Source organism: Chitinophaga sp. SYP-B3965, from assembly GCF_009647655.1.
Classification (GTDB): Bacteria; Bacteroidota; Bacteroidia; order Chitinophagales; family Chitinophagaceae; genus Chitinophaga.
In genome coordinates this window covers 417179-443572 of record NZ_WJFD01000001.1, presented here as the reverse complement: position 1 = coordinate 443572, position 26394 = coordinate 417179, and the positions used below count along the sequence as shown (strand labels likewise).

The 26394-nt window shown below is 45.5% G+C and carries 23 protein-coding genes; 7 read left to right on the top strand and 16 right to left on the bottom strand.

Going from position 1 to position 26394, the window contains the following annotated elements:
- Position 1: 1 nt before the first annotated feature.
- The 10 genes from GFS24_RS01665 to GFS24_RS01620 all read right to left on the bottom strand — a co-directional run bounded on the left by GFS24_RS01665 (position 2) and on the right by GFS24_RS01620 (position 13931).
- Complete coding sequence (locus tag GFS24_RS01665; protein ID WP_153657833.1) at positions 2-1366, bottom strand: MFS transporter; 1365 nt, start codon at positions 1364-1366, stop codon at positions 2-4.
- Positions 1367-1926: 560 nt separating this feature from the next.
- Positions 1927-3150 carry a thioredoxin domain-containing protein gene (locus GFS24_RS01660; protein ID WP_153657832.1) on the bottom strand — a complete coding sequence of 408 codons (1224 nt, stop codon included), beginning with the start codon at positions 3148-3150 and terminating at the stop codon, positions 1927-1929.
- The gene (locus GFS24_RS29050) at positions 3147-3959 is read right to left on the bottom strand and encodes a DUF255 domain-containing protein (RefSeq protein ID WP_216647339.1); all 813 of its coding nucleotides are present in this window, start codon (positions 3957-3959) and stop codon (positions 3147-3149) included. Before GFS24_RS29050 ends, GFS24_RS01660 begins: the two co-directional genes overlap by 4 nt.
- A 26-nt stretch (positions 3960-3985) precedes the next feature.
- On the bottom strand, positions 3986-5404 hold the full coding sequence (locus GFS24_RS01650) for a RagB/SusD family nutrient uptake outer membrane protein (protein WP_153657831.1): 1419 nt from the start codon (positions 5402-5404) through the stop codon (positions 3986-3988).
- Positions 5401-8514 (bottom strand): TonB-dependent receptor, encoded by a 3114-nt coding sequence (locus GFS24_RS01645; RefSeq protein ID WP_153657830.1) that lies wholly within the window; start codon positions 8512-8514, stop codon positions 5401-5403. Before GFS24_RS01645 ends, GFS24_RS01650 begins: the two co-directional genes overlap by 4 nt.
- Before the next feature lie 5 nt (positions 8515-8519).
- Positions 8520-9875, bottom strand: a complete 1356-nt coding sequence (locus tag GFS24_RS01640; protein ID WP_153657829.1) for a DUF6242 domain-containing protein — start codon at positions 9873-9875, stop codon at positions 8520-8522.
- A gap of 120 nt (positions 9876-9995) precedes the next feature.
- A complete protein-coding gene (locus GFS24_RS29135; RefSeq protein WP_153657828.1) occupies positions 9996-11051 on the bottom strand; it encodes a FecR family protein in 1056 nt (351 codons plus the stop codon).
- 71 nt (positions 11052-11122) lie between these two features.
- A complete protein-coding gene (locus GFS24_RS01630) occupies positions 11123-11695 on the bottom strand; it encodes an RNA polymerase sigma factor (RefSeq protein ID WP_153657827.1) in 573 nt (190 codons plus the stop codon).
- Between the two features lie 51 nt (positions 11696-11746).
- Positions 11747-12520 carry a sensor histidine kinase gene (locus GFS24_RS01625; RefSeq protein ID WP_153657826.1) on the bottom strand — a complete coding sequence of 258 codons (774 nt, stop codon included), beginning with the start codon at positions 12518-12520 and terminating at the stop codon, positions 11747-11749.
- Between the two features lie 28 nt (positions 12521-12548).
- Positions 12549-13931, bottom strand: a complete 1383-nt coding sequence (locus tag GFS24_RS01620) for a sigma-54 dependent transcriptional regulator (protein ID WP_153657825.1) — start codon at positions 13929-13931, stop codon at positions 12549-12551.
- 214 nt (positions 13932-14145) lie between these two features.
- Here GFS24_RS01620 and GFS24_RS01615 point away from each other — a divergent pair, with 214 nt between their 5' ends.
- The 4 genes from GFS24_RS01615 to GFS24_RS01600 are packed head-to-tail and all read left to right on the top strand — an operon-like array spanning position 14146 to position 16106.
- Positions 14146-14451 (top strand): phosphoribosylpyrophosphate synthetase, encoded by a 306-nt coding sequence (locus GFS24_RS01615; protein WP_216647338.1) that lies wholly within the window; start codon positions 14146-14148, stop codon positions 14449-14451.
- A 10-nt stretch (positions 14452-14461) separates the two neighbouring features.
- On the top strand, positions 14462-14890 hold the full coding sequence (locus tag GFS24_RS01610) for a carboxymuconolactone decarboxylase family protein (RefSeq protein ID WP_153657824.1): 429 nt from the start codon (positions 14462-14464) through the stop codon (positions 14888-14890).
- A gap of 41 nt (positions 14891-14931) precedes the next feature.
- A complete protein-coding gene (locus tag GFS24_RS01605; RefSeq protein ID WP_153657823.1) occupies positions 14932-15909 on the top strand; it encodes an alpha/beta hydrolase in 978 nt (325 codons plus the stop codon).
- A 26-nt stretch (positions 15910-15935) separates the two neighbouring features.
- On the top strand, positions 15936-16106 hold the full coding sequence (locus tag GFS24_RS01600) for a hypothetical protein (protein WP_153657822.1): 171 nt from the start codon (positions 15936-15938) through the stop codon (positions 16104-16106).
- Positions 16107-16251: 145 nt separating this feature from the next.
- Here the strand turns inward: GFS24_RS01600 and GFS24_RS01595 are convergent, their stop codons facing one another.
- Genes GFS24_RS01595 through GFS24_RS01585 form a run of 3 tightly spaced genes read right to left on the bottom strand, consistent with a single transcriptional unit; the run spans position 16252 to position 19644 of the window.
- Positions 16252-16986 carry a LytTR family DNA-binding domain-containing protein gene (locus GFS24_RS01595; protein ID WP_153657821.1) on the bottom strand — a complete coding sequence of 245 codons (735 nt, stop codon included), beginning with the start codon at positions 16984-16986 and terminating at the stop codon, positions 16252-16254.
- On the bottom strand, positions 16979-18619 hold the full coding sequence (locus GFS24_RS01590; protein WP_153657820.1) for a sensor histidine kinase: 1641 nt from the start codon (positions 18617-18619) through the stop codon (positions 16979-16981). Before GFS24_RS01590 ends, GFS24_RS01595 begins: the two co-directional genes overlap by 8 nt.
- Complete coding sequence (locus tag GFS24_RS01585) at positions 18616-19644, bottom strand: TlpA disulfide reductase family protein (RefSeq protein WP_153657819.1); 1029 nt, start codon at positions 19642-19644, stop codon at positions 18616-18618. The genes GFS24_RS01590 and GFS24_RS01585 overlap by 4 nt, the downstream gene beginning before the upstream one ends.
- Before the next feature lie 123 nt (positions 19645-19767).
- On the opposite strand from GFS24_RS01585, the gene GFS24_RS01580 reads away from it, so the two are divergent.
- From GFS24_RS01580 to GFS24_RS01570, 3 genes are read left to right on the top strand one after another with little or no spacing between them, the layout of a single operon-like run.
- Positions 19768-21354, top strand: a complete 1587-nt coding sequence (locus tag GFS24_RS01580; RefSeq protein ID WP_153657818.1) for an FMN-binding glutamate synthase family protein — start codon at positions 19768-19770, stop codon at positions 21352-21354.
- 13 nt (positions 21355-21367) lie between these two features.
- Entirely contained in the window at positions 21368-22381 is a 1014-nt protein-coding gene (locus GFS24_RS01575; RefSeq protein WP_173002933.1) for a winged helix DNA-binding domain-containing protein, read from the top strand.
- Between the two features lie 42 nt (positions 22382-22423).
- Entirely contained in the window at positions 22424-22609 is a 186-nt protein-coding gene (locus GFS24_RS01570; protein ID WP_153657816.1) for a hypothetical protein, read from the top strand.
- A 47-nt stretch (positions 22610-22656) separates the two neighbouring features.
- Here the strand turns inward: GFS24_RS01570 and GFS24_RS01565 are convergent, their stop codons facing one another.
- Genes GFS24_RS01565 through GFS24_RS01555 form a run of 3 tightly spaced genes read right to left on the bottom strand, consistent with a single transcriptional unit; the run spans position 22657 to position 26394 of the window.
- Positions 22657-24075: a PKD-like family lipoprotein gene (locus tag GFS24_RS01565; protein WP_153657815.1), complete on the bottom strand. Its 1419-nt coding sequence runs from the start codon at positions 24073-24075 to the stop codon at positions 22657-22659.
- A 17-nt stretch (positions 24076-24092) separates the two neighbouring features.
- Positions 24093-24926: a DUF4843 domain-containing protein gene (locus GFS24_RS01560; protein ID WP_173002932.1), complete on the bottom strand. Its 834-nt coding sequence runs from the start codon at positions 24924-24926 to the stop codon at positions 24093-24095.
- A gap of 10 nt (positions 24927-24936) precedes the next feature.
- On the bottom strand, positions 24937-26394 hold the full coding sequence (locus GFS24_RS01555) for a RagB/SusD family nutrient uptake outer membrane protein (RefSeq protein ID WP_153657813.1): 1458 nt from the start codon (positions 26392-26394) through the stop codon (positions 24937-24939).

Genomic DNA, 26394 nt, shown 5'->3' with positions numbered 1-26394 from the left:
TTTATTTTCGCCGTGCTTCCAGATCAGTGCTGATCTCCGCTACCTTTTTCTCAGACAACGGATACAAGGCTATAAACAGGATAGATAATAAAGCCCCGATAGCCGGTAAGAAGCTCAACATTAAAAGAATCCCCGTTTGTACGTTCTCTCCCTGCACCTCATTTGCCTTAAATCCGAAATACTGCAATAACCAGCCGGTGAGGGCCCCTCCTATTGTCCACCCGAATTTCTGGGACATAGAGGAGGAAGAGAAGATCAATCCTGTTGCGCGCCGGCCTGTTCTCCATTCTGAATAATCCGCGGTATCTGCATAGAGAGACCATAACAGGGGGAAGATCATACCCGCGCAGGCACTGATCAATATCTGAAAACAAAAAATAAGTACAAGTTGTTCTTTACCGAGCCAATAAAATCCAATACTTAATACGGCAGCAATGACCATCGCGGCCAGGTAGGTGTTCTTTTTACCCAGTTTATTGGCAATGGGCGAGGCCAGGATCACACCCAGGATATTTGCTCCCTGCCCCAGCATCAGGTACAGTGCAGAATATGTGACATTGCCGGCGGTGAGGGTTTCCGCATTTCCGAGGTAGTATTTGAAGTAATATAAAGTGGCGCCGTCCCGGATGGAATTAAAGATAAGGGCGGCAATGCCTGCGCCCAGCAGGATCCACCAGGGGCGGTTGGCGAAGAGGTCTTTGATATCGTCCTTTAAGGATACTTTTTCCTCGCGGATGGGTTTTACGCGTTCTTTTACCCAGGCGAAACATAACAGGAACAACAGGACGCAGATAGCAGCTATTACGGCTACGGCCAGTTGCCAGCTCCTTTGCAGATCACCGGATCTGCCGAAAAAACTCACCAGCGGCTCTAATAAGGCAAAAGCGATCAGGCTGCCGGCAAAGGCAAAAGACATCCGGAAAGAAGCGAGGATATTCCTTTCTTTTCCATCCGGGGAAATTACCCCCAGCAGGGAAGCGTAGGGTACATTGATGAGGGAATAGATCATCATCATGGCGGAATAGGTGATGTAGGCGTAGATCAGCTTGCCGGTAATGCCGTAATCCGGGGTGGTGAAAGTTAATACGCCGATCAGGCCAAAGGGGATGGCCATGTAGAGGATGTAGGGGCGGAATTTGCCCCATCTCGTGGAAGTTCTGTCTGTCATTATTCCTACAACGGGATCAAAGAGGGTGTCCCAGATGCGGGTGATGAGGAACATGGTGCCGATGGCGCCGGCGGCCAGGCCCATTACATCTGTATAGAAAAACAGCAGGTAGGTACCGAAGAGTTTCCAGAACATGGAAGATGCCATATCTCCAAAGCCGTAACCGATCTTTTCTTTTAATGTGATTTTGGTCTGCATACGTGGGTTTAAGATAGCTCCGGCAAATCTATCCTTTATATATGCATTACAGATAGTATTTATTTATCCAAACGGGGTATTTTTTTATCCGGTTGGGAGTTTGCCGCGCTGCAAAGGGCGGAGTTTTTCTTCTTTTTTGGGGAGGATGTTTTTTGGGATGGAAGTTTTTTTCTTTCGGAGGAGAATGCTTTGGGGGATGGGAAGTTTTCCTTTTGTGGAGAAAGCCTTAGTGGTGAAAGTTTTCTTTTTGAAGAGTCCATTAAAAAAGTAAAGCCTTCCGACAAATCGGAAGGCTTTTAATTGTATTCTTCAGCTCCTGGATCTTTTGGGGTACGTGAATGGATTCTTTTGGGGGGACATTTATGGATGCGGAGCTAAGAAAGAATGTCTTTTGATGATGTAAAGATGCAGCGATTTTTTTCTCTAAAAAGGAGAAAATGCCAGGTGGCAGGATTTTTTGTGTATGCGGCGGCGAATGCCGGATAAGTGTAAAAAAGCAAAGGGAACTGGCCAAAATGGTCAGTTCCCAGTGACAACAGGTAGGTAGAGGGATAATCTTTTTACTTGGAAATCAACTTCATAGTCTGAAAAGGCTGGGAACGCTTAGCGGCTTCCACCTTTTCCTTATCCAGATCTTTCCGCACACTTGCTGCCAGGTCTTTATCCCCTTTCTTTTCCAGCAGGGTGGCATAAAGATCCAGGTATAGCACTTTCTGATGCGGCTTCAGATCGGGGATCTCTGAGCTGATCAGTTTGGCCCAGGCGGTGGCTTCGGCCACTACTTTCTTATCATCTTCCACAAAGCGGTTTACGTTGTTTGCATAGCTGTATAACCAGTCTCCTCCCTGAATATTCATGGGGATGAGTTTGGCGGTCAGCATATGGTTCACCGTTTTAGCATACTTGCTCCATTCTTTGGTGGCAAAATATATGGTAAGGTCCGATTTTGCGAGTACCTCTTCTTTGACCGGATATTTAGTTGCCTTTACTTTTTGCAGGAAATCACGGTATCCTTTTTCATCCAGTACGGCTTTTCCTTTGTCCGGATAGCTGATGTACTGCTGCGGCCAAGAGAGGAAAGTTTGATAGATCTTTCCTTCCACTTCTTTGGCATCGTAGCGTTTGGAGAAATCGGCGGCGTGATCTACCATATACAGGAATGGTGCGGAGGATGCATCTGTTGTGAAATCCTTCAGCACTGCCCAGTTGTTCTTTTCTATCCAGGCAGCGGGTTCCTGGGCATTCAGGTATGCCAGTGCTATATTGCCAGCCTCTTTTGTTTCGTAGGCAGCAGACAGTGCTTTCAGGTAGGTGAGCACATAGTCATAGTCCTTCTGATTAGCGGCATAATTGCGTTGCAGGTATTGCAGGTTACGCGCAGGACTTAATGCATCCAGGCCATGCTGTATAAACTTTACAGTATCTGTGGAACCTACTACGCGGTGTACTACTTCTCCGTCTCCATTAATGAAGAGATAAGTAGGGTATGCGCGTACATCGTATGTTTTACGCAGGGTGATGCCCTCTCCTTTTTCCATGTCGATGTAGGCGTTCACAAAGTTCCTGTTGTACAGGTTGCCTACTTCTTTCACACCAAAAACATTCTTCGTCATCCATTTGCAGGGGCCACACCAAACAGCGTAGGCATCTACAAAAATGAGCTGGTCATTCTTTTTGGCTTCTGCGAGCATAGTGTTCCAGGTCCAGGAGCTGTCTTTAAAACTGATCTGGCTGCTTGCGCTCAGGGAGGAAAAAGCCAGCAGGCACATTAATAAGTATCTCATGACTTTTTCTTTTTGCTGTTTGCTTCTTTACCTGTGGTAATAAATACATCTGCTTCTTTATAACCACCATCGCGGTGTACCACGTTACCATCTCCATCTATCCAGAGAAAATCAGGGTATGCTCTGATCTTGTATTTTTTCACCAGTGCAGGGCCATCACCTTTTTCCATGTCCATCGTTACGTTGATGAAATTGGTGTTATAGTATTCTGCCACGGGATTCAGGGTGAATACATTCTTGGCCATCATGATACAAGGACGGCACCAGGTGGTGTAAGCATCCAGGAAGATGAGTTTGTTTTCTTTCTTTGCTTTTGCCAACACCTGTTTCCATGAGCCTTCAGCAAACACGATGTGTTTGGTATTAAGGGCTCTTTCGTGTGCTTCAGCAAGGGCAGAACGCGCTTTCTTCATTAAGATGGGTGCATCTTTTGCGACCATGCCTGCGCCAACAAAATCGATCTGTGTGGTATCCTTGTCAAAGAACATGTACACGGGGTACATCAGCATCGCTAAGTGTTTTGCGAATTCCTTTCCTTCCGGACCAGCCATGTTCACATGAATGCTGATGCAATTTTCATTGAAGAAAGTAGCTACAGAATCCTGTGTGAATACTTCGTCCTTTACCTGCTTTAAAATAGCGGCCTGGTTGGCTCCGCTGGCGTCTACAAATACCAGTTTACCAGTGGCTTTGGCTTTTGCAATGGCTTCATTAAAAGAGATGTTCTGAAATTCAACCTTTTTCTGACCGTAAACAACTGAGCAACATAACGTGAGAATAGTAACCGTAATTTTTCCTAATGCATGCATAATCCTGTTTTTTTTAATGGTGTATTTTAGTATCCTGTATTCTGCAGGATCAGTCCTTTGGAGATATCAATCTCTACCTGCGGTACGGGCAACACTTTCCTGCCTTCCGGAATGTCCGGATTTTGCAATGGGCGGCCTGTTCTGATCAGATCATAGCGGTTGAATCCTTCAAAGGCCAGTTCCAGTTTCCTTTGTTTTAAAATGGTATCCGTGAGTGCTGTTGGGTTGGCAAAAGTATTAAGCGTGTAAGGTATAGCACCTGTTACTGCGCGGCTGCGAACCTGGTTTACCAGATCTACGGCAGTTTGTGTTACACCCTGTGTTCTGGCAATCCCTTCTGCTGCTGTCAGGATCACTTCTGCCAGCCGGATAACGGGTACATTATCTCTTCCGTTCTCATTGTTGAACTTGAACGTAGTAAGATCATTCAACTGTTGTGTGTTGTAGATCTGATCTCCCTTAAAGATGAGTTCTGTACGTCTTTTATCGTTTGGTTCAAATGTATTGAGGAACGTATTAGTGATCCAGAAAGACCTTTTGAAAAAGTAAGGATTGCCCAGATTGTTATTGAGGGAAGTGGAACTGCTGGTAATATAACTCACCGGAAATGCCAGGATGTATTCCTTTGTTAGTGTTTGCGCAATACCTGTTGGGTTGGCCGGAAAGAGCGTAAGCAGGCCCGGTGTAAGATCGTATAGCTGCGGGGCTTTTTCCAATACTTTATTCGCTGCTGCCAGCGCATCGGCATAACGTCCCATGTAGAGGTATGTTCTTGCCAGTAATGCATAAGCGCTTCCTTTTGTAGCCCTTGACCTTGTTTTCAGTTCATTGGATTGCTGATCTTCCAGCGCAGGAATGCTTTCTTCCAGATCTTTAATGATCTGTGCATATACGGCTCCGTTGCTGGAACGGGCAATCACATCACCTGTATTATATCCTTTGAACGGTGTAAGCTGTATAGGCAAACCGCGGCCGTCCATTTTGCCGGTCAATGCACCGTCTCCAAAAAACTTCAGCAGGTCCAGGTAAGCATAGGCCCTGAGAAAACGGGCTTCTGCTATGAACACGTTCTGTTTCTGCACAGGGTATTGGGCATATAACGGAATATTGGCCATCACATTATTGGCTACATTCAGCGCTTTGAAGTAGTTCGTCCAGAGGTTCACTACTTCATCGTGATCTGCTGTGGTAGCGCCGCTGGCGAAGATGTTGTAGTAAGTGGAGTGATTCAGTATGTCCGTACTGAAATCTCCAAAAGTATAAGCGATGCCACCGGTGGCTGCCCGTACCAGGGTGATATAAGCTTCTGCAAGGGCCTGGTCTGTGCCTTCTGCGGTCTTATATACCTCTCTCTCCACCAGGGTGTTTTCCGGTGCCAGGTCCAGCTGTTTATTGCAGGCCATGGCCAGGAAACATATGATCAGTATGAGATATCTTTTTATCATAATCCTATATTGATGCCGAATTGATACATTTTGTTTTGCGGCATGGTGAGTTCATCATATCCTGCCTGCAGGGCAGATGAACCGAATGCGCTTACTTCCGGATCTATACCGGAATAACCGGTGAGCGTGAACAGATTGGTACCTGCTATAAAGAGTTCCAGTGAACGCAATACTTTCAGTTTTGCTACCGGTAACTGGTAAGCCAAGCGGATGGAACGCAAACGCAGGTAGGAAGCATCTTCCAGGAAGCGGCTGCTGGTCCTGCTGGTGGTATAGTCCCGGATATTACTGCTGCCCACGGAAGTGGTTACAGACCTGTTCACCAGTTTAGGAATATCTGTTTCATGCCCTGGTACCAGCCAGTAATTCAATATCTCCGAACTCAGGTTTGGGGCATCGCTCATGGTGTAAGTGAGCAGGGCAGCTCTGGCACCGTTGATCATTTTATTCCCTACGGAGAAAGAGAAAAATGCATCCAGTTCCCAATTGCGGTAAGTGAAGGTGTGCCCCATACCGCCATAGAAATCCGGCAAGGCGGTACCGTAGGATTTCCTGAATGCATTCACATCTTCTACTGTAGAGAAAAGTGAAGCAGGCGGTACAAAAGTGGTGTTGCCTTTACCATCTCCCCAGGCGGGGTTGCCGGACATGCCATCTACCCCTTGCCAGTCGTACAGAAAGAATTGCCCTGCGGCCTGGCCTTCTTTGAGATATTTGTAAGCCTCATTGGCAAGGCCTACTTCTTCACCCACAAAGTTCAGCTTCAGGATCTTGTTCCTGTTCCATGAGATATTGAAGTTGGTGGACCAGGAGAAATGTTTGCGGCGAAGCAGTTCTGCACGCACGGCTAATTCCAGACCTTCGTTCATCATATCCCCGATGTTCTGTTGTTGTACAGACCAGCCCTGGTAACGCGGGATAGCAGAAGAAAGGATCATATCCTTCACGCGGCGATGGTAATAATCCAACGTAATATTCACCGTGTTATCCAGCAGGGACATATCCAAACCCAGGTCTACGGAACGTGTGCGCTCCCACTTCAGGTTAGGATTATCCGGCTGCTGCATTTGAAGGATAGGTGTACCGGCATAGGAAAGATTGTCACTGTTTAGTTGGTATTGGCCCTGGCTTCCGTAATAAGAGCTTGAATTATTGTTACCGGTAAAACCTATGCTGCCACGCAGCTTCAGATCATCCAGCCATTTCTTTTCTTTTAAGAAACTTTCTTCCGATAAGCGCCATCCGGCAGAGAAGGAAGGGAAACCTATATAACGCCTGTTGCGGGAAAAGCGGGAAGAACCGTCCAAACGATAGGTAACACCGGCAAGGTATTTATTATCAAATTCATAGTTCAACCTGGCGAAATAAGAGGTAAGTGCCCATTGCTGCTTCAATGCGCCTTTGATATATCTGTTCCTTGCTGCTGCAATACTTAAGATCTCATCATTGAAGAAACCATACCCGCCGATGCCGGTGTTAGTTTCAGTAGATTTTTCGAAGCTCTGGCCTGCCACTGCATTGATGTAATGCTTATTGATCATCTTCAGGAAACTGGCCGTATTGTTGGTAACGATCTTCCTGTATTGCGTGGTGGTTTGTACCGCATCATCTCCATAACCACTGGGGCGTTTTACTCTTCTTGAATACGCATCTCCATTGCTCAGCTGTGTGCCGAACTCCGTGCGAAGCGTGAGCCAGTCTATGGGTTTGTATTGCAGGTAAGCGTTCCCTAAAGCTTCGGAGTTTTTGAGTTCGTTTTTGTTGCGTAAAGCTTCTGCTACGGGGTTGGCATCAGGATCTCCAAGCGGATTGGCGCCTTTGCCATATGCATAACTTCCGTCTGCATTATAGATGGGCAGATTAGGTGCTTTCTGCAAAGCAGAGCGGTAAATAGCTGCTGCATTCATCGCAGAATTCTCCGTATAGCTCATGGACATGTTCACTCCTACCTGTATAGCTTTGGAGGCCTGGTAGCTGAGGTTCATGCGGCCACTGTAACGTTTGTAATCATTATTGATGATGTACGAAGGCTGGCTGGTATAAGAACCGCTGATATAGTATTGCGCTTTCTCACTGCCTGCTGCCAGGGAAGCATCTACCTGTTGTGAAATAGCGGTACGTGTAATGGCATCTACCCAGTCTGTGTTATCCTGGCCGTTGAACACCTCATTGGTGCCAAGTTGCCTGTAATACCTGGTGTAGATATCATTGTATTCTGCGCCGTTCAGCAATTTGTATTTGCCGATGGGTTGAATAGCGCCGGTAACAGACCGTACGTTAAAAGCCTGTGAACCTTTCTTCCCTTTCTTAGTGGTAACGAGTATAACGCCGGCGGCGGCACGGGAACCATAGATAGCGGTAGCGTATGCATCCTTTAATATCTCGATGGATTCAATGTCTGCCGGGTTGAGGGCTGCTAAAGGATTACTCTCGAAAGCCTGGGGTGGTGTATAGCTATCACTCACGGAAGCCCCACCGATAGTGCCGGGAGCGGAAGTAGAGGCATTGAAGTTACGGCTATTCAGTTCTCTGCCGGAACCGTATACAGGAATACCATCTATTACGATCAATGGTTGGCTTCCATCCGGGTTGAGCGTACTCAAACCCCGGATGGTAATAGCTGTGGCAGAACCGGGGATACCGGAACTGGAAATGATATTTACACCTGCCGCCTTGCCGATAATGGCATTGTCGAAAGACAGGGCGGAGGATTTTGTGATCTCTTTTCCGCTTATCGTGGAAATAGCGCCGGTGATATTCCGCTTGCGTTCATTACCATATCCTACTACCATCACCTCATTAAAGGTGCGGGCATCTTCGGGTAAGGTAAGACTGAGCAAAGCGAGTTTACCTGCTGGCGATTCCAGCTTACGAAAACCGATAGCTGTTAAGATGAGCGTATCCGTTGGTTTTACGAGCAGTTTGAAATTACCATTGGCATCTGTAATGGTGCCACGGTTGGAACCTTTTACTTTCACGGTCACGAACGGAAGCAGGGCGCCGTCCTTTCCGGACTTTACGGTACCTCCCACGGAACGGGCAGTGGTATCGCTCTGCGCATGCAATGCATGGCTTCCCAGCAATAAAACGATGGTGATTAGTTTACGCATGTTTATTAGTTGAGTCCGCCTTTCCAGATTTCAATTACGTTAGGGTATGTGGCCGGGTTGCTTGTTCTGCCGGTGCCGCCTATGATCCAGATGATATTGTTATTTACGAATGCGGAAAAAGCGATGCGGGCAGGGAACTGTGCAGGCAATGCACGAGGATCTACTTCTGCTACTTTCGTCCAGTTCACACCATCATCTTCAGATACCCAGAGATCACTTTGGCCAACACCGGCGTTTTCACCGCTGATGAGTAACAATTGATTTCTGTGTACCACTATCTGATGACCCTGGCGGAGCGGGGCTGCGTTTACTTGTGTTACCTGTGTCCAGGTGATGCCGTCTGCGGAATTCCAGATATCGTTTTTGTAAACGTTGCCGTTATCCAAACCACCTACTACCCAGATCTTTTCTTTGTAGACAAATACAGCGGGATTACGACGTGGAGGGAATTGAGCTGCAGCAGTGATCTGCGTCCAGGCGTTACCGTCTTCTGTATTCCAAACATCGTTAAAAGCAGTACCGTAGCTGTTGGCATTGCCAAAGCTGGGATAACCGTTTCCACCTATCACCCATAATTTTTCTTTGAACACCACCGCATTGATGCGTTCGCGGGCGCTCCAGCGGTCTGTAGCTACGGCAGGTGAGGAAGCCGTCCAGGTAAGTCCGTCTGAAGAGCTCCATACTTTATTTGTTACAGCACTGAAAGTAAAACCAGAGCCTGGAAGCAAGCCACCGAGTAACCAGATCTTGTTCTTGAAACCGGTGACCAGCTTTCCATGTTCTCCTTTGGGGATAGAATCGCCATTATTATCGGCGGCTAATAAACGCGTCCAGGTTGTGGCGTTGTCCGATTGGAACGCGCCAAAAGTGACTGGGTTTAAAGTGGCGCCGAAGGCGTAAAATTTTCCATTAAAGAAACCGGCCTGCACATCATGAAATGAACCAAATGTTGCATCGCCATGCTTCTGCCATGCTACGGCTTTAGGATCCAGTTTGGCTACATTTACCTGTACGGTGTAGTTACGAACGGTAGCGCCGTCTTCAGACGTTACTGTGTATACTACAGGGCTGGTAAAATTATTTAGCGTAACACCTGATTCCTGTACAACGGTGCCTACTTTCACGATAGCGCCGGGTACTTTTACGAATGTGGCCACGAGGGCAGAGACATTCGTCTGGAATGGGAGGCTATCCACATTCCATACTTTCAGCAGAGAATGGTCTACTGTAAAAGGGGCTGTCACGGAAGGAATACTGAATTCAGTGATCCCCGCGAGTTTGCCGCGTTTATCTTCTTTCTTACAAGCAATAAACAGACCTGCCATCAGCAGGATAAAGAGATAATGGTTGACTTTTGACATGTTCAAGGTATGTTGTGTTTAATAGTTAATATTCCCTGTCGCTATTGGGCAATAGTATCCCCTTCAGCGGCTGCTGTTATTTTTTTGCATTACAATAATCATTACGTGTGCAAGGAATAGTTACTTCTTCTTTATCAGGTAAACAGTTGTTCCGTGGATACGGATGTCCTGCTTTAAGGCGATGGAAATGCCTGATAACACTTCCTGTAAAGTGGCGTTCTTATTATAATCGCCGGAAAAGGTTTCATTGTCTTCCAATGGTTCTGTAAAGAAGGTTTGTACACCAAACCACTTTTTCAACTTCGCAACAATTTCCTTTTCTCCGGCATTATCGAAAACGAGAACGTCATCGCTTTCTTCTTTTTTAACACTCAACTCTGCATTACCGTTATTCTTATTGAAGGTCATGAGTTCCTGGTCATTTACCATTACTGAAACCTTTGCGGGCCTGATCTTTGCGAGCGGCAAGGTTTGAGGCGCGGTAGTATCTTTTTTAGGCTTGCGTAATTTGATCAGCGGGAAAGTGGTTTCATTATTCTCCACTACTTTTGCGTTCCCCTCTTCTACTGATACCGTTACGGTGCTGTCTTTCGTAAACGCGGAGATATTGATCCGCGAGCCTTTTGCTGTTGTTACCAGTTCCTTGGTTTTGATAACCAGAGACCTGGTGGTATCCTTCATTTTGAAATATGCCTCTCCTTCCAGGTACACTACGGGATTAGCCGCTACTTCCTGGTGGATCATGAGTTCTGTTTCAGGGCTCAGGAATACTTCAGAGCCATCGCTTAACATCAGCTGCGTCCTCTCCCCTTTTCCTGTCTGTGCTTTGCTCAACAGCCATTTATTGTCTGCCGGTTTCGCTTTCAGGAAGTTTCCTATCCAGAGCCCTGTGGCAAAGAATACCACGCAGGCTGCAGCTGCATACATCCATATCCTCCTGTTGCGATGGAGGGCTACTACTTTGCCTTCCTTCTTTTCCGCTTTGAGCGCTTCTCCAAAGACCTCTTCAAAAGTTGGCACAGGGCCGGTTTCCATCCGGTACTCTGTCCAGTATGATTCGATCCAACTGAGTATCTCATAACGTTTTGAGGGGTCCGTCAGCCAACCAAACACTAAACTTTCTTCTTCTGACGAAGCTGTACCTTCCAGGTACCGCTTTAAGATTTCCTTTTCCACAATCGCTGTTTTAAGTTTTCCTGCCGGTACATATAAGCATACACCTGAGTATGCGTTTGCACCTATGGGGTTTATAAAAATTTATTGAAAATAAAGAGAATGGCCATTAGTGAAGTGCTATACCCATGATCCTCAAGGCGTTTGCGCATGATCTTCAGGGCTTTGTTCAGTTGGTTCTCTACGGTACTCTTTGAAATGGCCATTTCTTCTGCTATCTGAGCGTTGGAATAGCCTTCCAGCCTGCTTTTTCGGAAGATGGCACGGCATTTATCCGGTAGCTCCTGCATGGTTTTGCCGATAAGCTGCTGTAACTCCCTGGCGTTGGTGTTAGGCTCCTGCTGGCTGAACTGGTTGGTGATTTCCCGTATGTAGGTTTGCTGATGACCGATCTTTCTTATCTGGTTGTAAATGAGATTTTTGGCGATAGTGATGATGTATGCTTCGAAGGGAGCATTGGCGTCTATCCGGTCCCGGTGTTTCCAGATGCGGATGAAGGTTTCCTGTACGATCTCGTCGGATTCTTCCCTGCTGGCTTTGAAGCGGGTGGCGAAAGCGGCAAGGCGGGGAGCGTACCGTTCGTAGAGGAAGCGGAAGGCCATCGGATCGCCGGAGCGGAGTTGCTGGACTAGGGCCTGTTCATTCATTTGGGGGTTAAAGATAGCAGAATTTGGGAGATTGTTTGACAGGCGCTTGGATCAGCTCTTAAACTCCACATCCTCCCCCTTCTTAGCCACATCGCTAAAAATGATATTGATATGCGTGCCCTCATGTGTCTGAATATTAAAGGTACCACCGATATCATCTGTGAGCCCCTGCAACAGTTCCATGCCCATGGAAGCACCTATCTGGTTGTTAAAGTCTGCCGGCAGGCCTCTGCCGTTATCTGAAACGCTCAGCAGGATCTGTGTCTCGGAAATATGGGTGAGGGAAATGGAGATCTTGCCTTCTGCTGTATTGGCAAAGGCATATTTAATGGCATTGGTGATGGCTTCATTCAGGATCAGGCCTAAGGTGATGGCAGAGGCGTGGTTCAATTCGATCTTTTCGATATGCAGGTCGAAGCGGATGTTCTCGCGGATGGCGTAACTTTCCTTCAGGTATTCCACCAGTTCATAGATATACTCGGGCATGTGGATGGTGGAAAGTGATTCCGACTGGTAAAGCTTTTGATGAATGATGGACATAGAATGTATCCGGTGCTGGCTGTCTTTTATGGCAGACAGGGCTTCCTTATTCTTCAGGTAACTGGATTGTATTTCCAGCAGGCTGGCTACTATGTGGAAGTTATTCTTTACCCGGTGATGGATCTCTTTCATCAGCCATTCCTTGTCTTTTTCTAATTGTTCCAGTCTCTTGTTCTTCTCATTGCTCTCTTTCCTGTTTTTCTCTTTGCTTCTATATAACAGGTATGCCACTGCGGCAATTATTACCATCATCAGGATACCATAAGCGTTAGTGACATCCGCCATAAGAAAAAAGCTAGAATGGTAAAATCGGTTAACTTTTCCGGGCAATGATCTCCTTTTCAATGCCCAGTTTTTTTATCCTTGAATTTAAAGTATTCACGTTGATGTCCAGGACTTCGGCAGCGCCGCCTTTTCCTGATATTTTCCAGTTGCAGCTTTCGAGTACGGCCAGGATATGATCCCTTTCGTTCTCTATCATGGTTTTAAACCTGTTCTTATCATTAAGTGCCTGGGCGGGAGCCAGCCTGGAAACGGGTATTTCCAGGGAATTGATCACACCGCCATTAGCCAGTACTACATTCCGCTGGATGGTATTTTCCAGTTCCCTGATATTGCCGGGCCAATGATAGGCCATCAGTTTTTCGATGGCTTCCTTTGAAAGGGAGGGAATGGATTTTCCGTTTTCAGCGCCATACTTCTTCAGAAAGTAATCTGCCAGAAAGGGGATGTCTTCTTTCCTTTCGCGGAGCGATGGCAATAGTAAGGGGAATACATTCAGGCGGTAAAAGAGATCGATCCTGAAACGCCCTGAGGCTACTTCGTCTTCCAGATCTTTGTTGGTAGCTGCTAATAGTCTTACATTGATCTTTTGAGGTTTACCTCCTATTGGTTCAATCTCTCTTTCCTGCAGCACCCTTAGAAATTTAACCTGCAATTCAAGCGGCAGCTCTCCTATTTCATCCAGGAAAATAGTTCCGCCGTCTGCCAATTCAAACTTGCCTGCCCGCCTGGTAATGGCGCCGGTAAAGGAACCTTTTTCATGACCGAATAATTCTGATTCGATGAGGTTAACGGGTAGTGTGCCGCAATTCACCACGATGAATGGTTTGTTCTTACGTGCGGAAAATTTGTGAATGGAATGTGCGATCACTTCTTTGCCTGTACCACTTTCTCCTGTTATCAGTACAGAGGTATCCATAGGACCTACCAGCCTGGCCTGTTCCAAAGACTCCATAAACTTCCGGCTTTTGCCTACCAGGTGACTGAACTCCGGAGGCAGTGATGCGGGGATGGATTTTGGCACCAACACATTTTCAGGCATCCTGTTCTTATGCAGGTACAGGGCCACGTCCAGCATGATCAATACATCCTTTGCACGGAATGGCTTAACCATAAAACCATAGGGCTTTGTTGACTTTGCAGCATCGAGTATCTGCCTGTTGGAATTGGCAGAGAGATACACAAAGGCCATGCCTTTTTCGTTCAATATTTTACCAAGATCAATACCGGTTTCTTCTCCCTGCAAAAATATATCGACTAATACCAGATCCGGCTTTTCCTTTTCAATTACAGTCAATGCCACAGCAACAGACCTTGCAATAGTACACGTAGAATATCCTGCATTGGTGAGGATCACATTCAAACCTTTGGCTTCAATGAACTGATCTTCTACAATTAGAATTTTAGCTTTCAATGGGCAACATTTTGTTAGCCTAAATTTACAACACTTCCTCTTCAAAATCACAAAGTATTCTTTTTCAACGCCCTACCCTATCTGCAATTTCAATATTTATTGATATACCAATAATTTTCTCCCGGCTATAAAAATTAAAATATTGCAAATCAGCCTTCTAAAATATTGGCACAAGTTTAGTCTTGCTGTAATTCCACAACAAAAAAAATGAACAATGAAAACTTTCCAATCCCTGATTGATGCACTGGCTGACGTTAAAGCCAGGGGCTATACGGAGGATTTCTCTATTGAATCCTCCTGCCTTTATTGCGGCGACCTGGATCTCCGCCTCACTCCTGAGGAATTTCATGTAGATGAGTTCTACCGCTTTGAAGGAGATTCCAACCCTGAGGACAGTGCTGTGTTGTATGCCATTTCTTCCTCATCCGGTGTTAAAGGAACAGTAGTAGACAGCTACGGCATGTATGCTGAGAACATGAATCTTGACATGGCACAAAAAATAAGCAATCACCCTTACTAAAACTCACATGATGGAAACAAGATTAAACGCTATGGAAAAAGGGCGTGATGCTTTAAAGACGCTTTATGGCATTGGAGCATATTTAAGCAAATCCACCCTGGAAGGAACACTCCGGGAACTGGTAAACTTAAGGGTATCACAAATGAATAGCTGCGCCTTTTGTATCGACATGCATTATAATGACGCGAAGGCCAAAGGTGAAACAGAGAAACGCTTGTATGGTGTGATCGCATGGCGGCAAGTGCCCTGGTACACTGATCAGGAAAGAGCTGCTTTGGCCCTTGCAGAAGCTGTTACCATTTGTGATGTAACGGATGAGATCTTTAACCAGGCTAAGCAACATTTTTCCGAGAAAGAACTGGTTGACCTCACGTTGGCTATTACCACCATTAATACCTGGAATCGTTTCAATAATACTTTTAGCACTTTCCCCCAATGAAAAAACTACTTCTCCTTTTCACACTTATAAACACTGTAGCTATGGCACAATCCAGCAAACCGGAAAATGATCCGCACATCTTTCTGCAGGTAAGGGACTTCCTTAAAGTCCTTAATGCAGGTGATGGAAAACCAATAGAACAACTGAGTCCTGCAGATGCCCGCGCGGTATTGGTAAACGCGCAGCAATCTGTTCCTTTTGATTATGCTGATATAATAGAAACAGAAAAAACCATTACACAGGATGGCCAAACGGTTACCATCCACATCGTGAAACCTTTATCCGCTAAAGCAGGAAGCGGGGCGTTTATTTACGTCCATGGCGGTGGATGGGTATTGGGAGATTATCCCACCCATAGAAGGTTAGTACGGGACCTGGTGGTGACCAGCGGAATGGTGGCTGTTTTTCCGGATTATACGCCATCGCCGGAAGCCAGGTATCCTGTTGCCATCAACCAGATCTATGCTACGGCCAAATGGGTAGCTGCTCATGGTGATGAAATAGGCGTTAACGGGAAAAACCTCGCGATTGCCGGCAATAGTGTAGGTGGGAATATGACTGCGGCTGTTGCATTGATGGCCAAAGACAAAGGCGGCCCTGCGTTTAAACTACAGATATTGTTATGGCCGGTGACAGACGCAAATTTCGAAACGGATTCCTACAAAACGTTAGGCGAAGGACGGTTCCTTACCAGGAACATGATGATCTGGTTCTGGGATAATTACCTGCCAGATCTAAAAAAGCGCAAAGAGATATATGCTTCTCCCCTGCAGGCTACTGCTGCGCAACTGAAAGGATTACCGCTTACCCTCATCCAGACAGCGGAGAATGACGTACTGCGCGATGAAGGAGAAGCTTATGGCCGGAAGCTGGATGAAGCCGGTGTGCCGGTAACTGTGAACAGGCATAACGGACTGATCCACGATTATGGTTTACTCAATCCCCTGGCCGGTATACCGGCAGTTAAGATAGCACTCTTTCAGGCAGCGGCGGCTATCCGGAAAGCGCTGCAGGATTGATTTCTTCACCCTTTAATTATATCAAGATGAGCATCTTTTTTCATACGGACGATCCAAGGAAATACGTGCCTCCATCAAAAGACATCGAACATATTAAAAGGCCTTTCCCTGAAGGGGATACCAGTGATGGAGGCGAATTCGTAGATGATGCTATTCATATGGAAGAGGATCCCACACCGGACGATTCGGAAGATTAGGCGCAGTTGTGGATTGAGAATGGCAATTCCTGCCACATAAGGAATTGCAACATAAGGTGCCTTTGCTTTCTGCAAGGGCACTTTTCTTAAATCTTAAACGCATGAAAAAGATTGCCTTTGTTCATCGCACATAATAAGTAAGGCTTTACGCCCCCATTTCTTTTTTCACCCAATCTTTCTTATCCCGGGAAACGGGGATCTTTTCACCACCCTTCATCTGCAGATAAAAGCCGCCTTCTTTTACGATGCTCCGTACAAACAATTTATTAATGATATGGGATTGATGGCAGCGCAGGAAACCATATTCTCCCAGCATTTCTGCATACTCATAAATAGATACGGATACCACTATCTTCTCTCCATCCTGCATAAAGAAGGAAGTATAGCTATTGCTGCTTTCGCAACGTACAATATCCTTTACGTATACAAATCTTGTTTCTTTAGCGGATGGTAAAGCGATGCGGTGTTCATGGCGTTGTGTGCCCTGTTTTAAAATGGCCACCAGGTGTTCCATGCTGTTGCTTTTGCGGGAAATAGCTTTTTGTACGGCGCCTTTTAATTCTTCCACATTTACCGGTTTCATCAGGTAATCCATGGCGGAGAACTTTACGGCGGGGATACCGTATTGATCAAAGGCGGTGACGAATACTATTTCGAAATCTATCTTTGGTAATGCGAGCAAGAGATCAAACCCTGTTTTCCCGGGCATTTGAATGTCCAGGAAAACAAGGTTCGGTTGGTGTTGGCGGATCATGGCGATGCCATCGTCTGCATTGGTTGCTGTAGCTACTACGGTCACTTCTTTGCAATGCTGTTCCAGCAAACGTTGCAGGTTGATCACATTGTGTTGTTCGTCATCAATGATGATGGCATTAATCATGTTCCAGCCAGTTTTTATATCTCAGGAGTACGGTGGTGCCTGTTGTGTTACTTTGAATATCTAATGTGATGCGGCGATGTTTGTTATACAGCTCGATCCTATCCTTTGTTAGCTTAATACCATGCCGGTCTACTGCTTTGGATGGATCAAACCCTGAGCCGTTATCACTGATCGAAAATAGTATATCCTGCTTATCTTTTAGAATTTGGAATTTAATTTGTCCTGCTGCCCCTTTGGCAGAAACACCATGTTTTACGGCGTTCTCTATCAGGGGCTGGGCTAATAAAGGCGGTACTTCTATTATAGCTGTCTGTAGCTCCGGATCTACATATAGTTCATATTGAAAATTGAAACGCAATATTTCCAGTTGGATGTAATTATCCAGGTTCTTTAATTCTGTTTGTAAAGGGATGGTTTCTTTTGTGGTGGACAGCATGGAGTTTCTTAACAGCTGAGCGAAACCGGATAAATACTGGTTTGCTTTGTTCAGCTGCTGGTCGTTCATCAGGCCTTGTATGGAGCCGAGTGCGTTGAAAACAAAATGCGGATTTAACTGGGCATAGAGGGATTGGATCTTCAGTTTTCTTTTCTCTTCCTGGCGTTTGTTCTTTAAGTAAGCCCATAACAGGAAAAGGAATAAGCCAACAATGATCACGCAGGCACCTATTCCTGTTTTAAACCATAGGGTTTGGTACCAGTAAGGTGGTACGTGAAATAAGTGGGTGGACCAAAGCGCAGGCGCATCTTTATAACGTACATCCAACCTGTATTTTGCACCTGCCTGCAGAGAAGGCACCAGTACATATCCTCGTGTGTTCTTCCAGCTGGTATCTTTATAACGCCCTCCCAGTAAACGGTATTGAAAAGTAAAATCTGTTACATCCGGTGGTTCGCGGAAATAAAAAGCCACCCTTGAATTGGGCATATATGCATGATCCAGTTTATCGATCCTTGCAGGCCAGTCTGTATAGAACGCAGCGCCCTGTTTGAAGGAGGGATAAGTTTTCAGCAATTGGGCTTGCATAAAAGCTGATTCATCCCGGGAAGTGCTGGTATCATGTGCGCTCCCCATCAGGAAAGGTCTTTTTTCTATCGCTTTCCTTCTTATGTGCAGCTTCATTAACGCCACGCCGTCATTTCGCCTGAATTCAATAAAAAGGCTATCGTTCACTTTCAGGCTATCCTTCAATAACCAATAAGATGTTTCGCTGACAATAGCAGTATCCTTAAAGGTGGGCATTTTTATAATATCCAGCCACTTACCGGCAGGAGCGCCGTTCTTTGTGATCCTGACCTGTAATGATCTGAGCGGATAGAATTGCCGGTGTGCAGGAACAGTATCCAGATGAAAATTTCCGCTCATGCTTTTCACCTTTGCCAGGGTGTCAATTTCCACTGCGGAGATGAGCACTTCTTCTCCTGTTACCATGTAATGGGAGGTTTCGTCCGGAGAAGAGGGAAAATACGGATTATACTTATGCCCATCATTCCCCCTCATGTAATTATTAGAAAAGGTGATATAGGTCTTATCCAATACAAAAAAGGTGATGAACTTATTCTTCTGATTAATCTGGGGTTTTGCAACCAGGCAGAGTAACAGCAAGATATTCAGCAGATATAACGTCTTTCTCATTTAATTAAATTTGGAAGGTCTTTGGCCAGGTTAATGTCTACTCCGAGTATCCTGCCATCCTTTCCTATCAGCACATTCTGTGGAATAGAGCGGATGTTATACTGTTTACCGATCTCTCCATCCCAACCTTTGAGTTCCGAAATATTTACCCAGGGCAGATCGTATTTCGCAAGAGCATCCTTCCATGCTTTTTGCTTATCGTCTAAAGATACACCAAGAACTTCCAGTTGTTTATCCTTATACTGTGCATATGTCTTTTTCATTTCCGGAATGGATTCCAGGCAGGGGCCACACCAGGATGCCCAAAAATCTATCAATACATATTTCCCTTTAAAATCGGATAAATGGATAGCTGCTCCTTTGGGGTCTGGTGCACTGAAAGCGGGGGCCAACATCCCAGGCTGCAGTGCATAAAGTACATCAATCTGTGTTTTCAGCAACTTTGCTTCTTCCAGTTGCTTCAATGCCGGTGTTAATCCATTGTACAGTTGCAAAAGAGTATCTTTTTGTTTTGTAAGATCGTTGAAGACCCAATAGCGCAACAGGTAGAGTGAAAGATAATCACCGGGGTGGCTGCGGATGTGGTCTTTATCAACGTTCATGGTTTTTTGCCGGAGGGTGTCATAACGTTTTTTCAAAGAGTCCATGGCCATTTGGGTAAAATAGCTCTCTGTTGAAATAGGGTCTGTTATCTTTTTCCGGGCCTTCCATTGTTCCGTAAGCGGGCTATTCTCCACTATACAATCTCCGGGTTTAATGGAGACCGTGATATTCCTGTTTTCCAGAATAAACTGGGAAAAAATGTCCCGGGGCGATTTCATGTAAAGGGACACCAGCACACCCGGCGTAACCAGCTGACCTTCAAAATGGAACCGGCCATCGGTGATCAGGCAGGAATCAGTGATCTTAGGGTTTACCCTGGAATAGTCTATCCCATACAGGTAGATATATTTCCCATTGTGTACTGGGTCTATGGTGCCCTGTACAGAAAAATAAAGTAGTAAAGCAGACAGATAGATGGACATTTCGCTTTTTTATAACAAATATTGGAGATATCTGTTAAGAGTAAAACGCCGTTTTTGAAGATGGCGGCTTTGGGTTTGAATTCGGTAATTACCTACATTTGCCATTGATTAAAAGAGACCAATATGCGTAAAGGATTTATCGTTAGTGCAATCATAGGGATCATAGGTACTGCTTTACTCGGCTACTTCGCAAGCCCCTGGTGGTACGTGATCCTGGCTATCATCGTGGCGCTGTTCATTATGGGGATCAATGATATGCGGCAGACCAAACACTCCATCATGCGCACTTACCCGGTTTTTGGCCGGATGCGTTACTGGATGGAAGCCCTCAGACCTAAAATGTACCAGTACTTTGTGGAGTCTGACATTGACGGGCGTCCCATTAACCGCATAGACCGCTCCACCATATACCAACGCGCAAAAAAGGAAATGGATACCATGCCTTTTGGTACGCAACTGGATGTGTATGAGGAAGGTTACGAATGGATGAGCCATTCCATCTCCCCTAAAGATTTCCGTAACCTGGATCATAATCCCCGGGTACAGATCGGTAATAAAGATTGCAAACTGCCTTATTCCGCCAGCATCTTCAACGTAAGCGCCATGAGCTTTGGCTCTTTGAGCAGTAATGCCATTGAGGCCCTGAATGCGGGTGCTAAAATTGGCAACTTTGCCCATAATACAGGAGAAGGCGGCATCAGCCCCTATCACCTTAAACATAACGGAGATATCATCTGGCAGGTGGGTACGGGGTATTTTGGTTGCCGCGATGAAGACGGGAACTTTTCACCGGAAATATATGCCCAAACAGCTGCTGCCCCGCAGATCAGGATGATAGAACTGAAATTATCCCAGGGTGCTAAACCCGGACATGGGGGAATTTTACCGGCTAAAAAGAACACACCGGAAATTGCGGCTATCCGTCACGTAAAGGCGGGTACTACTATTTACTCTCCTCCTTATCACAGTGCTTTCAATAATCCGAAGGAGCTGGTATTATTGATCCAGCAGATGCGTGAACTTTCCGGCGGTAAACCGGTAGGTTTTAAATTGTGTATTGGCCGGAAGAGTGAGTTCATTGGCATCTGTAAAGCGATGATAGAACTGAACCTCTATCCTGATTTCATTACGGTAGACGGTGGTGAAGGGGGAACAGGGGCTGCTCCGCAGGAATTCTCCAATCACGTGGGAGCACCATTACTGGATGGACTGGCCTTCGTACATAATATCCTGGTGGGTTATGATATCCGCAAACATATTAAACTGATCGCTTCCGGTAAGATCCTTTCCGGGTTCCATATACTGCGGGCTATTGCTTTGGGCGCAGATGCCTGCAACAGTGCAAGGGCTATGATGATGGCCATTGGTTGCATACAGGCTTTACAATGCAACTCTAATAAATGTCCTACAGGTGTGGCTACGCAGGACCCTAACTTATCTATCGGCCTTGTAGTTTCTGATAAGAAACAACGGGTAGCCAACTATCATGATGAAACGGTAAAAACGTTTGTGGAACTGATGGGAGCTGCAGGTATTGATGATTATAAAAAGCTGACGCGCTCACATATCTACCGCAGGGTATTCATGAATGAGGTGAGGACTTTTGAAGATATCTTCCCATCGCTGGAACCTAGTGCGATCATTAATAATAAAATTCCGGAGAAGTATAAACAGGATGTTGAGATGGCTTTTTCGGACAGATGGTATTAAGCTTTTTATCGAAATGAAAACCGAAGACATTATCCTTCACCGGCTGCATACGCAGCAACTGGCCAAACCTGCTTACGAAGCTGCAGGAGCCGTTGTTTCCTGGCTCATTGCCATGCAGGCGCAGGAATATGCACATGCTAAATTTGCTATTCATCTTCGGTCTAAATCACTCACGGAAAAAGCTATAGAACAATCATTCAACGAGGGTATTTATCTCCGAACTCATCTCATGCGGCCTACCTGGCATTTTGTACATCAGCAGGATATCCGGTGGCTACTGCAACTCACGGCGCCTCGTGTACATGCAGCGAATGCTTATTATTACAAACAATTAGAACTGGATGCAAAAGTTTTTTCCCGTTGTAACAAGGTGCTGGAAAAAACATTACAGGGTGGTAAACATTTACAACGTACGGTGCTGCAGCAAGCATTGAAGAATGCAAAGATCATTGCTTCGGGGCACAGGCTTAGCTATATTATGATGTTTGCGGAACTGGAGGGACTTATTTGCAGTGGCCCCAGGGAAGGCAAACAATTCACGTATGCATTGCTGGAAGAAAGGGTACCCGCTGTTAAGGCGTTAGATCGAAAAGATGCGTTAGCGCAATTCGTGCAGCGGTATTTTACAACGAGAGGGCCTGCTACTTTGCAGGATTTTGCTTATTGGTCCGGGTTAACGCTGAAAGATGCGAAGGAAGGTGCAGAAGCATTACCGTCTTCCTTCATAAAAGATAAAGAACTGATCTACCTGCCTGCAGAATTGGACAAGAAGGAAAAGATACAGCATACCTTCATTATGCCGGACTATGATGAATACGGCATGAGTTACAAAAACCGTACAGATATCTTCAATGAAGGTGCCCGCACTTTCTATACGCACATGCTGATCGTAGACGGAAAAATTGCCGGTACGTGGAAAAAGAAGGACAATGACGGGTTGGATATGGACATATTCACGCCTTTGAACAAAACCCAGTCAACAGCCGTAAAGAAGGCTGTAGAACGGTATCTGGCCTTTGGCGCCTAAACGGCACAGATATTGTACCCCACCCTCTTAAAAACACCCCATATGAATGTAAAACGCATCTTCGGCGCCGTCTTAACTGTTTTGGGAATCATAGGACTTATCTATTCCGGTTATGGTTTTGTGAAACATAGTATCAACACCCGTGAGTTAATTGTAGTGGGGGTTATCGGGCTGATCTTTTTCTTTTCAGGGATTGGACTGGTGAAGAACACCAAGGATGAGGCATAATAAGAAAAACGGCCGTCCCGGTATTTATACTGAAACGGCCGCTATGATTAATTCTCTCTGATCAGCACATCCACCGGTAAACCAGGGATGTTGCTTACTTGTTGCGGATTCTCGCCATTATGACCCACGCTGATATCCAGGTAATAGATACTTCCTTCCACACCTGCTACTAACTGATTACTATTGATCACTTTGATCATGGTCACTTTCTTACCGCCAAAGGTGGCATCGAGTGCCTTCACTTCGTCATTTACCGGGTTGTACCGGTAGATCTTATCGTTAGAAGTAAAGAAGAATACACCGATGGGTGAAATGGCCCATTTAGTATCTGCCATCAGCAGGTTAGCGCCGGGGAATACTCTTTTGTAAGAAGGCGTGAATGTACTTTTACCTGCACTAAAATCCAGGCCAAATTTCAGCTCTATCTTTTTACCCACACTGTCAAACATAGCGTAGAACTCATTATCGGTGAAACGGTTCATGTACACCAGGTCCATCTTCAGGTTCTTGGGATCGAAAGATGTATTGCCCAAAACCGTGTAAGTGGTATCAAAGAAGGTATTGGTGCTGAAGCGAATGAATTGCTTCTTCGTATTTTCAAAACCAAAGAAATATCCATCGTTTGGTCTTTCATAAAGGTTGTGCAGCACATTCGGGTGCAGGTTATAACTACCATCTACAGGCACGCCCCAAAAAGCATAGTAAGGCCAGAACGGTGCAGTTTCTGTGGCACCTATATACATCTTTCCATTGATGATACCGGTAGTAACACCATTGATCATATTGAGGAAGCTGTTCACTTTTAATACAGAAGGTGCTGTATAAAAGTTATCTGCAAGGTATTTAGTACGTTGTAAAGTATTCGCATCCAGTTGTACTGCTCCGGTAGTTCCGCCACTGTAAGTGATCCAGTAATTGTTCAGCTGGTTGGTGTAGAACTGGTTCCTGATAGGTACAAGTTGCATACCGCCACCGGGTAATACTTCCTTATTAATGGCATTGTAGATATCAGGTTGAACAGTGCCATCTGGTTTAATGAAGGTGAGTATCGTTTTATTCCCATCATTGCTGAGCACCAGTGCACCTCTTGTAAATTGCGTCTGTCCTTTGATCACAAATTTAAAGAAGTATGCCTGGCCGGTATTATTATCCTGCAATTTCAGCAAGGCATTGTAATGGTTGGCGCCCAGGCCGAATACGATCCTTAAGGATTGCCCTTCATAGTCCAGGGACATGGCCTTTTCCGGTACTTCTATTTTCCAGAAGCAGGAATAATCATTCTTGCCTGATTTCAATTGTACTTCAGGTGTGATGATGAGGCTATCCCCTACTGTGGCAAAATAAGCGGTGTCCAGTCCTTTCAGGGAAGGGTCCGGGATATTGATGTAGTCGTAGTTGCCTTTGTCTTTAGAACAAGCTGCTATGAGCAATGCGCAACCAACTATATATAACAGATAATTTTTCATGTACGATCATTAAATAATTACACAATGCGGTTACCATTCTCATCTTTGAAGTAATACCTGTTATCAGCAGGATTAAGTTCCAGCAGGTATTTCTTTGCAGGATTAGCGATGCTATAGAAATTGTAGTTTCCTCCTCCTGCAGCTTCCACCGTGTATCCTTCCTGCGGATTGGCAGCTACCCATGCAATAGGATCATTCAGGAAACTTCTGAACCGGCGGGTGTGGTACAATACTTTCGGAATAACTTCTCCATTTTGGGTAAGAGGCAGATCTATCGTACCGGCTGTTCTGATGAACAGCTCATGTTTTACGCGGGAATAAGCACCCAGTTCACCAGCCCAGGTATTCCACCAGGTGGGTTGTTCCAGCCGGTTGGAGAAGATCACCTTGGCGGTATCAAATCCTATGGTGGTTACTGCGAAATCAGCAGAAGCTACCAGGCGGAACTTCATCCTTACGGACTTAGTGGTGAGGGCCGCGTCTGTACTGTAAATAATGATAGGTACTTTAACAGCGCCTGAATCTGCCGGGATGGTGTATTCTGCTTCCAGTGCTTTGTAATGTGTTCCTGCTACTGCTGTGGTGGCACTATCTATAACGGTCAGTTTGAACTTCCTGGCTACAGACTTTCGCATTCCTGCAATACGTACGGGCAGTAAAATGGTATCGGAAGATTTATCCGGGAAAAGGGCGAAGGAATAAGAGATACTGTCTGGTCTCTCTTTCTCATCCTTTGGATCGGTGAAATCGAAATATACATTGTCTGGCGACTGATACGTTAATTCAATTGCTTTTTTGCAAGCACTCAAACAAACTGCGCCGAATAAACCGAATATGAATAATTTTTTCATCGCTGTTTTTTTATCTGTTACCGTAAGCAATTTCATCATCAGGGAATGGCAATACGAATATTGCTTTACTTGGAGCAATGCTGCTGCCTGACTGGCCTGTGATAGGCAAATTGAGGCGTTTGTACATATAGAACATCTGCCCTTCAGAGAAGAACTCTTTACGAGCTTCTTTCAGCAGTTCCCCTATAAATACTGTTTTGGATGCATCATTCCGTTTAGTACCGATACCTCTGTTCAGGCGTACGGTATTGAAATAATCCCATGCTTTGGTTGCATCTGTATCAAATGTACATTCTGCTGCGATGTAATACATCTCGCTCAAACGCATAGCAGGCAACATCAGATCATGCAGGTTAGCATCTCCATCCCTGCTATACTTCACCACCCGCAGGTAGTTTCCTGTGCCGCTGGATTGCTCCTGCAACCACTGTTTGTAACGGAAATCATCTCCTCCTACTCCACCGGTCTCATAAATATTACGGCCTTCTGTGAGGGGTACAAATAAAGCGACTTGCCCGTTGGCTAATACTTCCCTGATCCTGTCGTTCATATTAGGTGCGTACAGGCCAAAGATCAATTCTTTATACAGGATCCTGTCTTTCTTTTCTTCATCCGGATTTAAGAAATCCGCTTGTTTGGTCCAGGGGAATTTATTGGTGTTGATCACTTCCAGCGCATTACTTAATGCGTTTGCCTGATCTCCTTTGTAGAGGTACACCCGTGCCAGTTCTCCGCATACTGCATAATAATTCAGGCGGTGGCGGCGTACCTGCAGGAATAATTCTCCTTTTGTTTCTGTAGCGGAGTCTGTTTTAGGATAACCTATCTTATAAGCGGCTGCAATGATAGGATCTGCTTTCAGTAATTCCTTTGCTTCCAGCAGGTCTTTGATCACCAGTTCAATAGCCTCTCCTACTTTGAACATAGGCGGTATGTCCTTACTGAATTTGGTTACGTAAGGAATGCCTTTGCCATTGGGGTCTGTAACATATGAATCTGCAAACAGGCGCAACACATCAAAGTGGCAGTAAGCGCGCATGGCGAGGGCTTCTCCTTTGATGATGTTATAATTAATGCCCGTGAACAGGTTCTTTTTAACATCCACATTTTCCAGGATCAGGTTGGCGTTGGCTACTACACCGTATAAGCCCAGCCATATATCATCCCTTCTCTTCATAAAGGTCTGTTCCTTGAAACTGAAGCGCATGGCCTGCCTGTATCCCCAGGGATCATCTACATCTGTTGCATAATTCTGTACAAAGGCTTCCACCGTGCCGGAGGTTAATTCCCTGCCGTACACCTGTTCTTTCACAGACTTGCTGTAGAGTCCATTGATTGCTTCTTTGAAACCATCTTCTGTGCTGAAAAGTGCATCCTGTGATACTTCAGACTGTGGTGTTACATCCAGCCATTTGCTGCAGGATGCCAACGTGCCTATGATGATGATGGATACTATATATTTCTTCAT